Raw genomic sequence first — 11,175 nt, forward strand, 5'->3', positions numbered from 1 at the left:
ATTTTATGATTATTTAGCTAAAAACTTTCAAGTATGCTTAGACAGAACCTGTATAAGCACTAAACTTAAAACCTGACCCATAAAATTGGATAGCTGTGATAAAGCAGCCAAAAAAAACGCGATTTTTATTTTAAATAAGTTTCTTAATCAGTTTATTCCTTAAGTTGAGGCCATTGGCTGAACGGCTACCTGAACAAATAGGTTATTATAGGATACAGGGTTAGCCATTTGCTTACCTTTTAGCAAATTGCTGAATCTCAGCTACTGTTTGAGGACTATCCAATGTACCTGTAATGCCAGGAATAAAATTAGAAATATGGACAGTATTATCAATAGTAACTTTATAATAATTTTGACTCTTTGCAATAGTATTACTTCCATGTTGACTATAAACTGGAAGAGTGCAATCATGCCTTTTATCAGAATGATTTGTTTGACCAACTAGCACGTCTGCTAACACATTCTTCAAACAATCATTTAGGTTAAAATTAAAAAATTTAGCCTGATCAGGTAGATCAATACCAAAGATAGTCGATAAATCTATTTTGATTTTAGAGTCTACTGCACCTGCTATTGCTAGTATAGGAATATTGGCTCTAGAAAGTTTACTTTGAAGCCTACGGAAAAATGAATTGCCTAGCTTTAAATCTTTCACTCCTGGTTCTTTAGAAATTACATCATATTCTCCGAAGCATTGGGTAACGAAAGCTACTAATTGATCTGCTGCATGATTCATGATGTTGGTTAACGAAGAACGTAATAATGATGGGCATACACTGTTCAAGCGGTCTCGAATATATTGCTTTAATGAAGTTTCATTTTCGAACCTAAGCAGAGGGGCGCCTTCGAATGGCGTATTGATGCCAACAATTTTTACGTTGTAACCTTCTTTTTCGAGTTTAGGTGCTAACGCAGATACACGAAGTCCTCCTTGACTATGGCCAATGAGTATAATAGGACGCTGCTTAGCGTCAGATATGTCTGACACTTCACTTGAAAATTCTTTATGACATTGTTCAGCTTGTTCCTCTATAGAAAGAGAGTGGGTTTTACCCTCTACACTCTTTGAAAGAATGATCCAGGCGCCAGGGCACTTTTTAGGGAGTTCGCTTACAAGGAAATTAAAACAACTAGCCGTATCTCCCAAGCCATGGGCTAGGAAAAATATAGGTCGCTGATTTTGGACTACATCCAAAGTATTACTATTAGCAGTATCATGATTTTGCCACGAAGAAGAATCAGAAGAATCACTATAACTTTTCTCTACATCAGGAAGGGTATCATTTTTACAGTCACAACCAATAAACAACAAAGAAATAGATAGGAAAATAGGAATAGCAAGATACAATAGCTTAGTTATCTTGTTACAAAAAACTTTTCTGGAAATAGGCTGAAATTTCATGATAGTAAATTGTTTAATTTAATAGATTTTTTTACAAAACATTTAGTCATTACTGACCCATGGTATGGGTAGATAAGTTTATAATTATAAGCTTTTTTTGTCGGGCTGATCTTCCGTATGACCTTTTAATGGCAATTGCACATAAAAAGAGGCATGAAACAAGAAAGAAATAATTTCTTGATTAACAGTAGCCATAAATTTTCTAAATAAATGGTAGGCCTCAAACTTAAAGGTGATAATGGGATCTTGTCTTTCATAAATAGCATTTTGAACTGATTGCTTTAAATCGTCCATAACGCGTAAATGACTTTTCCAATATTGATCAATTACATGTAAGACCACCATACATTCTAAATTCTTAACCATGGCTCTTCCATTAGAATCCATAAAGTCGTTCAGGTAGGCAGAGGCTCTAATATAGATTTTTCCATCAAAAAAGGGAGCTTCTAAAATAGTACTACGACCTGGTGCAGGAGACTTTTTAAAATAGGCCCATAACATGGCTTGTAGTGCTGCGGAACGTTCGTAATAGATCTTAGTTAATTGCTGATAGATATCCTCTATAAGTACTTCTTTCTTTTTACCTGTAAAAAATGACGCTGAAAAAGGATCTGAAAGGCCAAATACACTGGCAAAAATGGGGTTTAGAAAACTTGCTTCTAGCTTACTATCTTCATGTTCTATAATGTTGGTGACCGTATCATAGAGCATATTCATAATATCAACCTCTACGCCTTGACCTAATAAGGCATGGTTTCGTCTTTGATAGACTGCGCCACGATGGGTACCCATTTCACGATCATACTCTAGCAAGCGCTTGCGCATGGCAAAGTTGTTCTGTTCTACTTTTTTTTGTGCTCTTTCAATAGACCTACTAACCATTCTATGTTGAATCACCTCCCCTTCTTCTAAGCCTATTCGATCCATTACAGAAGCAATTCTATCAGAACCAAAGAGCCGCATTAAATTATCTTCTAGAGAAAGAAAAAACTGAGAAGAACCTGGGTCACCTTGTCGTCCAGCACGGCCACGCAATTGCCTATCGACGCGTCTTGATTCATGACGCTCAGTACCAATAATAGCCAATCCGCCAGCTTCTTTGGAGGGCTGTGTTAGTTTAATATCGGTACCACGACCTGCCATATTGGTAGCAATGGTAACGGTACCAGTAATACCAGCTTGTGCTACAATCTCTGCTTCTTTTTGATGATGCTTTGCATTCAAGATTTGGTGAGGAATTTTACGAAAAGCGAGCATTTTGCTTACTAATTCAGATACTTCCACTGAAGTAGTACCGACTAAAACTGGACGCCCTTGGGTAGATAAGGCAACAATTTCTTCAATAATGGCATTGAATTTTTCCCGTACTGTTTTGTAGACTTTATCTTCTCTATCCTCCCGTAACAATGGCCTATGGGTGGGAATAGGTACTACAGCAAGGCCATAAATATCCCAAAATTCCTCAGCATCTGTTTCGGCTGTACCAGTCATACCAGCTAGTTTATCATACATATGGAAGTAGCTTTGCAGGGTAATGGAGGCATAGGTCTGGGAAGGTTTTTCAATCTTAACGCCCTCTTTTGCTTCTAAAGCTTGGTGTAATCCATCTGAATATCTACGTCCATCTAAAACACGTCCTGTTTGTTCATCTACAATTTTTACCTTACCCTTGGCTACAATATAAGCTACATCTTTTTCGAATAAAGCATAGGCTTTTAACAACTGATGCAGTGCATGTATGCGTTGTGCTTTTACCTTATAGGCTTGTTGAAAATAAGCACGTTGGGCAAGGCTTTCTTCATGGGTCAAGGTAGTGTCATTCTCAATAGTGGCCATATGGGCTGCCACATCTGGTAAGACAAAGAAAGATGGATTTTTTTCTTGTTCCGTTAAATGGGTAAGCCCTTTTTCAGTGATTTCAACACTATTATGCCTTTCATCAATGGCAAAGAAAAGAGGTTCGTCAGCTTCCGGCATCATTTTACTATTTTCCTGTATGTAGTAAGACTCTACCTTGTCAAGGATCTGACGCATGCCTTTTTCACTTAGAAATTTAATTAAAGGCTTATATCTAGGCAACCCTCTATAGGCCCGAAAAAGGGCTAGGCCTCCTTCCTCTGTGTTGCCTGCTTTTATTTTTTGCTTTGCTTCTTGTAACAGCTTAATAACTAGCTCCTTCTGCAGTGCATACAAATGCCCAATTTTACCAACCAACTCTTGGTAAATATGTTCATCGCTCTCTTCTACAGGACCTGAAATAATGAGTGGTGTTCTAGCATCATCAATAAGTACAGAATCAACTTCATCTACAATAGCAAAATAGTGCGCACGTTGTACCAAATCACTGGCATCGGTTACCATATTATCTCTGAGGTAGTCAAAACCAAATTCATTATTGGTACCAAAAATAATATCTGCTTGATAGGCACGTTGGCGCTCAATGGAGTAGGCTGGGTAGTTATCTATACAGTCTACTGTAAAACCATGAAACTCAAAAATAGGGGCCATCCATTCTGCATCTCTCTTAGCTAAATAGTCATTTACGGTAACCACATGAACGCCTTGATTGCTTAGGGCATTTAAAAAGGCAGCTAAGGTGGTAATAAGCGTCTTGCCTTCACCAGTAGCCATTTCGGCTATTTTCCCTTGATGTAAAACCATTCCACCTATCAATTGTACATCATAGTGCACCATTTCCCAAACAACCATATGTTCACTTACTGGCCATTGATTTTGCCAAATCGCTTGCTTGCCTTCTATGGTTACATAAGACTTACGGGCTGCGATGGCATGATCATGGTCATTAGCAGCAACAGCTAACTGGTTATGATCCCTAAAACGGCGAGCCGTTTCTTTGACAATAGCAAAAACACGAACCAGGACTTGATCTAAAATATTTGTTAAGGCTGCTTTGTGTTGTTTTTTTAATTGCTCTAACCGGTTATATTGATCTACCCTTGCGTTAACAGCAGCCAAAGCATTGCTTGACTGTTCATCCGAAGATCTATTGATTTGTGCCATTTCAGATGTAATAGGCTGTAAATCGGCAGCTATCTTTTTGCGTATAGCAGTCACTTCTTCCCGTAATTGATCATGAGAAAGCGGGTGCAACAACTGATAAATCTGGTTGATTTCGGAAACTTTTTCGTTGTAAAAACGGCGTTGTTTCTCTTTCTTTGAAGTGAAAACGTTAGCAAAAAGTCGATTAAACATCTTGTATATGGATGAAAAAACAGTTCGTAGTTGTTGAGCAGATTGGTAAATAATCTATTGGTTACTTTATAATTTACCTTTTTCTTTACTACAATTGCCCGCTACCACCGAGTGGTATGGATAGCACAATGCTAGACTTAGCAAACAGTCTATTGCAAAACGCAAGGTGGTGATGAGAGGACTCGAACCTCCGGCCCACGGATTTTCAGTCCGATGCTCTACCGACTGAGCTACATCACCAACAGAATTAACGGATAAGCAATTTAAGCATTTTAAAAAACCTAAACAAGGGAACGAGTGCGTATTGAGTAGACTGGCAAGGAATTTTTCATTTACTTGTTGGATTGCATAATCGTAATTATGGACGCAATAATTTTCAAAAAACCCAAAGCGTTTACAATAGGGCTGATGCCACCCATTAAGCATAGTAAATTTATGCAAATCCCAATTCTAATTTGGCTGCTTGAGACATTCGCTCTATTGTATAAGGCGGCTCAAAGGTAAGGTGAACCTTTACTTCATGTACCTCGGGTATAGCTTTGACTTTTTCTTCTACTTGGCTAGGTATCATATCTGCAGCTGGACAATTAGGGGAAGTAAGCGTCATTAAGATTTCAATATTATTGAGTGGTAAAATGGTAATCTCATAAATAAGCCCCAGTTCATAGATATCTACGGGTATCTCTGGATCATAAACTTGTTTAATAGCTTCTATGACTTGTTCTTGTTGAATCATAGCTAGTTAATTTAAAGAGACTAATGGAATATAACTTAAAATATAGTTTGTATTCAGTACTAGGGTAAGGGTACATACAAAAAGATAAGATAATAAGATAAAGAGATCCCTTGTAAAAGGATACAATCATAAAGCACGCCTTACAGCTGAAATAAAAAAAGAGGCTACTGGCGGCTACAAACCAGCAAATGCTGTTTTCCAGGTGCAAGGGGTGCTTTCCAAAACATTGTACAAGGGACGTGATTTTTGGGGTAGCTTTTAATCAAGCAAAAAGTAGGATAATGGACTACTTGGTTACTTGCGCATTATTTGCACTGCTAAGTTCTGCTTCATGTTTGGCTTCAGCTTCTGCCTTTAACTTGCCTAAAGTTCGAACAGCTATTAACCAAAGTATAATAACAGCTATAATAATCAGTACAATTGGTGTACGAATACCACTAATTCCACCACCACCAAATAATAAAGACATAACTGTAATCAATACAGATGCTAAGCTTTTTCCCAAACGGGAACCTACACCATCTACAGCTGCTTTACCACGGACCTTTGTTTCTTCATCTAGTGGGATATAGACCGCTTCTTTAGTAGGATCAAATAAGACATATTTAACTGACTTAATCAACACTACATTGTAAATACCTACTTCAACGGCCAGATATAAAGAACTAAGATGAAAGTCCTTTAAAATAGGATCGAACACATCACCAAAACGAAGGAAGGTAAAAAATAGAACGGTCATCACCAAAGCGGTAACTGGTGTAACAGATGCTGCAAGACGCCATCCTCTTCTGATTATAGGTGTAGCAAGAAAAAGGGTTACTAAAATAGAAATAATACCTACTGCAGTTTGTTGCTGAGCATATATGCCTGCCAGAATGGTATCATCTCCAGTTAATTCTGTATATTGTTTAATTTGATCTTTTTGTACAGCTTCAAATAATGCAATCACCAAGCCGTAACCAATTACCAATATAGAAAGCAACATGAGATACTTGGAACGAGCTAGAAATTTAATAGACTCTATGAAAGACATTTTTATTTTGACTTTTTTAGGCTTTTGCTGAATCTGATAGTAGGCTGGATTAGCTTTTATATCTGCAGTAAAGTAGTTGTATACTACTAGAATCAAAACGATAGCTATAATCACAAATTTTAAACCTTGGTGAAAATGTTTAGCCACACTATCCAACTTAAGAATGGCTCCAGCCAGAATACTCCCAAGAGCAGCAAACATACTTAAGAAGCTATAAAAACGCTTAGCTTGATTTACGGCTGTAATTTCATTTACAAAAGTCCAAAACACTACACTTAATGCAAAAGTACCCCAAGCCTCCGCATGGATGTAAAAAAGCGAAATAGGCCAATGACAAATAGCTTTCCAAAGCTCTATAAGAGTCGGAAATTTTGCTTCAAATATTGTAAAGAACGTATTGAGCTGCAATAGCTCTCTTTGTGGTAGTAAAAACAAAAAAGACAAGGTAAAAAAAGCTAAAAAGTAAATCATAACAGCATTGAAGCGGCCATCTCTTCCCGTAGAACGACTAACTTTCCCATAAAGAATCGTAAAGAAAATCATACTAGGTGTAATGGCTACTGCTTTTAACCAGTAAATAGCGGTAGCACCAACTTCCTTTATCATATTCATATCTTTAAGGGAGCGTGTAAGGGCATAACAAAAAGATATAAGAAGAAATATAAAGGCCATTGGCAAAAATTTACGCAGCTCACTTTTGTAAATCGGAAATATTATTCCACGTATGTTACCAAATTCTTTTTTCGTGCTCATTGTGTTTTTAATTTAGTTAAAATATAAAGTATGAAATAAAATTAATTGGTGGATTAGATACTTTATGATGTTGTAAAATGTTTTTTGAAATGCTACTTTTGCTACTAATTTGCACTTGGATTTGGTGTTTACATTTACTTATTCTGTATGCCAGACTTTTGTTTTTCACTCCATGTCCTGTACAAATCGCCTAGCCTAAACGAGTAGCAAAATAAGTCTGCTAATCATCATGCTCTTTTCATAGTTCTGTATTTAGGGTTAGATAATTGGATACGCCCTCAGGAGTAGCTTTTAGCGCTTTACGCCCTTTTGCCCAGTTGGCTGGGCAAACTTCTCCAAATTGGAGAACATGTTGCCACATGTCAATAATACGTAGTATCTCATGGATGTTTCTACCTAATGGTAGATCATTAATCGCTATATATCGCACGACACCTTGTTTATCAATTAAAAAAGTTCCACGATAAGCTAAAGGAATACCTGTGAAAATCAATTGGTTATGCTCGTTATAGCTCCAATCACCTCCTAGCACACCATAGTTGGAAGCAATCGTCTTACTGGTATCAGCAACTAATGGATAAGTTACGCCCATGATACCTCCTTTTGTTTTGGGTGTATTTAACCAAGCAGCATGCGTTTCTTCTGTATCAGTAGAGCAACCAACCAGTGCGACATTGCGTTCTATAAATTGGGGTAAATGTTGTTGAAAGGACAATAATTCAGTAGGGCAGACAAAAGTAAAATCTTTTGGGTAAAAGAAAAAAAGTACTTCTTTAACCCCTAAAAACTGTTCCAGTGAAAAGTCAGTTACGATATTTCCACCATCTATGACAGCAGGCGCCTTAAAAATAGGGGCTTTTGTTCCTAATAAATGCACAGTATATAGTAATAGTTATAAAAAGGTAACTAGCCGCTTATTGTTTTTAATCCTAATCATTGTTTTAGGAATAGAAATGCGGGTAACACGTTACAATGCAAATTTATATTTTTTTTTATAAATCTCATAGTACACTAGTTGGTAGACTAGTAATTGGCTTGTTTAGCTAATAGGGGCAACTTAAGGATTTTGCCCCTTGATAAAGCCAACCATAAGGATTTTGTACGATATTTTTTTCTTGATGAAAGAATTAGCTTAAGCATTCCTTTAGAAAGGCAAATCATCCTCTATATCGCTAGCAGATGGACTGGTTACAGTTGATTCATTGACTTTATTGCCTTTTTCTAATCGCCATGCCTGCAAAGCATTAAAGTATTTGACAACTCCTTCTGGATTGGTCCATTTTCTACCTCGAAGATTGAAATGAACGGTTATTTCTTCTTTCTCTGTAAATCCATCTAGCAGATCACATTTGTCCTGAATCAGCTCAAAAGAGATATATTCTGGGTATTGTGGATTTTCTACATATTCTACCACAAAAGTTCTTTTTTTAAATGATTCAGAGACTTGCTGTGGCGGATTAATTTCAAATAATCTTCCCGTTATATGCATATATGTAAATGTATTTTTAATAAAATTAAAGATAGACTCTTGTCAAGACTGGATCACCCAGATGGCTTCTTTATTATGAGGCCTACTTGCGATTATCTTAATTATTTTTGGAAAATACAAAAGTAACCAAGCATAATAGCCCCGATATGGTCACCATAGTAGCTGCCATTGAACTATTTAACAAGAAACTGGTATAGTATCCGCCAATAGCGTTTAATATAGCAAAGACTACATTGTAAAATAACAAACGTTTCAGAGATTTTGTGACCAAATACATAGTTGCTGCTGGAACAATTAAAAGGGCAACTACTAAAATAGCGCCTGCTATTTCAAATGCAGCAACCGTTGTAAGCGAGGTTATGGCCATTAAGCAATAGTGCCAACGGGTAGTATGTACCCCAATACTTTGGGCAAATTGTGGGTCAAAAGTACTGACAAACAGATATTTATAACCAATCCTAAGAAAGATTAAATTGATGACTAAAGCGGTTAATAAAATATAAAATGCTTTGGGTCCTAGATTTATACCACTAGAAGTTCGCCATACATCTAATGAAACAGTTGCCAGTTCGCCATAGAGGCTACATTCTGGGTCTAGATCTATTTTTCTACTGAAGAAAGAGATTAAAATAACTCCTAAAGCAAAAAGAAAGGTAAAATTAATGCCTATAGCCGCATCTGCTTGTATGCTTATTTTTTTTTCTAGAAATGCTATCAGAAAGGTGACCAGCACACCTGTTATACCGGCTCCAACAATGAGTATAGGGGAATTTTTAGATCCTGTTATCAGAAGGGCCAATACAATCCCTGGCAGTGTTGAATGGGCAATAGCATCTCCCATCATCGCTATTTTTCTCAACACCAAATAGGTACCTACTAACGCACAATTTACGCTCGCAAGAATAGCCACAATAATGGTCCATAATGCATCCATAGCTAACCTTTTGCAACTAAAGCTATTTTTAATACCTCACAGAGCTCAGGCCAACTATAGCTATTTTGCACTCCTGTTTGCATATTTTTTAGCGTATAGTGGTTCATAGCTGATTCTGTTTCTCCTAGTATGATCACAAAAGGGATATTTTTCTTATGGGCATAGGCTAGTTGTTTTCGAATTTTTACCCGCTCAGGATATAATTCTGCCTTAAAACTAGCTGCACGTAACTGACTCAATAAATGGAGGATTTCTTCTTCCACTTTTTCTTCAATGTTAGTTAATAATACCTCTGTTGTGTAATTGGTAATAGACTCAAAGAGATTTTGCTCCTCCATAAGGTCATAAAGTCTATCTATTCCAAAGGAAAAGCCTACACCAGTTCGCCCACGTGCTCCGAACAGTTCTCCAAGACCCTCATATCTACCTCCGCCACCTAGGCTACCTATTGGAGTGCCAGCTACCGTCAATTCCATAACCAGTCCGGTGTAATAAGCCAATCCTCTTGCTAAGGTTGGTTCAATAACACATACACCATCTGGTAGCCCAAGACCATAGGCGTGGGTGAGTATACTACTCAATGCTTCTACCCCCTTTGCCCCTTGATCTGTATGACCAATGGTTTGCTCTAATTGTATCAAGAGCTGAGCATTGCTCCCTTTAAAGTTTTGGAATAGAGTAAGTGATGCAATTGTTTCTTTACTAAAGCCTGCTGCTGTTAATGCAGCCATGACTTTTTCGAAGCCAATTTTCTCTGATTTATCTACAATGGTACAAAATAATTTCTCGTTTTCTGCATCAGCAATAGCAGACAATAGGCCTCTATGGTTAATTTTAATGGAAAAATCTCGTATTCCCAATTTGGTACATACATCATAGATCAATTTTAAAATTTCCGCTTCACACAATAAAGAATTACTGCCCACAATATCGGCATCACACTGTAGAAATTCTCTATAGCGGCCTCTTTGGGGTCTATCTGCTCGCCATACAGGTTGCATTTGGTAGCGCCTAAATGGGAAGCATATTTGATGGTGATTCGCTGCAATATGACGCATTAAAGGGATGGTTAAATCATAGCGAAGCCCTTTGTCGCTGATGAGTGGGTTCAATTTTTTGTAATCTTTCAGATTTATTGCTGAAGCGATACCTTCTAGAAAATTACCAGACTTAAGTACATGAAAGATCAATTGCTCCCCTTCTTGGCCATATTTTCCTGTAAGGGTAGTGCGATTTTCCAAAGCAGGGGTCTCTAGTGGTTCAAATCCATAGAGTGCATAAATAGACTGAATAACAGAAAGGATATAATTGCGGCGATATACCTGAAGGGAATTATAGTCGCGCATACCTTTTACAAGACTAGGTAATATAGTCATCTACTTTTACTAATATAATTAGGTGAAAGATAGGCTTTCATTTGGAACTATGACAAATACTAATTTAAACGATCATTGGATGATTCACAATACTTAACTTGATGAGCTGAAATACCACTACAAGATTTTGTTGGCTTTTTAAAGCTTTTAACCTAAAATAGCTTCTATACTTGAGCTATGGATTATACATATTGTTAATCATTCATATATATATTATTTATAGAAGGTTTTTTTTCTTT

General features: G+C 37.0%; 8 protein-coding genes and 1 tRNA gene. All 9 read right to left on the reverse strand.

Going from position 1 to position 11,175, the window contains the following annotated elements; genetic code table 11:
• Positions 1–232 precede the first annotated feature (232 nt).
• The 9 genes from MUW74_RS02210 to hisS all read right to left on the reverse strand — a co-directional run bounded on the left by MUW74_RS02210 (position 233) and on the right by hisS (position 10,936).
• Positions 233–1,402, reverse strand: a complete 1,170-nt coding sequence (locus MUW74_RS02210; RefSeq protein ID WP_243518195.1) for a hypothetical protein — start codon at positions 1,400–1,402, stop codon at positions 233–235.
• 84 nt (positions 1,403–1,486) lie between these two features.
• Positions 1,487–4,615, reverse strand: coding sequence for a preprotein translocase subunit SecA (gene secA / locus MUW74_RS02215; protein WP_243518198.1), 3,129 nt, complete (start codon positions 4,613–4,615; stop codon positions 1,487–1,489).
• A gap of 167 nt (positions 4,616–4,782) precedes the next feature.
• Positions 4,783–4,855 (reverse strand) — tRNA-Phe (locus MUW74_RS02220).
• 193 nt (positions 4,856–5,048) lie between these two features.
• Positions 5,049–5,351 (reverse strand): iron-sulfur cluster assembly protein, encoded by a 303-nt coding sequence (locus MUW74_RS02225; RefSeq protein WP_243518213.1) that lies wholly within the window; start codon positions 5,349–5,351, stop codon positions 5,049–5,051.
• 286 nt (positions 5,352–5,637) lie between these two features.
• Positions 5,638–7,137 carry an NTP/NDP exchange transporter gene (locus tag MUW74_RS02230; RefSeq protein WP_243518217.1) on the reverse strand — a complete coding sequence of 500 codons (1,500 nt, stop codon included), beginning with the start codon at positions 7,135–7,137 and terminating at the stop codon, positions 5,638–5,640.
• Between the two features lie 238 nt (positions 7,138–7,375).
• Positions 7,376–8,014: a peroxiredoxin gene (locus MUW74_RS02235; RefSeq protein WP_243518219.1), complete on the reverse strand. Its 639-nt coding sequence runs from the start codon at positions 8,012–8,014 to the stop codon at positions 7,376–7,378.
• Positions 8,015–8,281: 267 nt separating this feature from the next.
• Positions 8,282–8,626, reverse strand: a complete 345-nt coding sequence (locus MUW74_RS02240) for a DUF3127 domain-containing protein (protein ID WP_243018299.1) — start codon at positions 8,624–8,626, stop codon at positions 8,282–8,284.
• A gap of 97 nt (positions 8,627–8,723) precedes the next feature.
• A complete protein-coding gene (locus MUW74_RS02245) occupies positions 8,724–9,560 on the reverse strand; it encodes a metal ABC transporter permease (protein WP_243518224.1) in 837 nt (278 codons plus the stop codon).
• 2 nt (positions 9,561–9,562) lie between these two features.
• Positions 9,563–10,936: a histidine--tRNA ligase gene (hisS, locus tag MUW74_RS02250; protein ID WP_243518227.1), complete on the reverse strand. Its 1,374-nt coding sequence runs from the start codon at positions 10,934–10,936 to the stop codon at positions 9,563–9,565.
• Positions 10,937–11,175: the final 239 nt, after the last annotated feature.

Origin of the sequence: Candidatus Cardinium sp. cBcalN2 (assembly GCF_022810445.1) — a bacterium.
GTDB lineage: Bacteria > Bacteroidota > Bacteroidia > Cytophagales > Amoebophilaceae > Cardinium.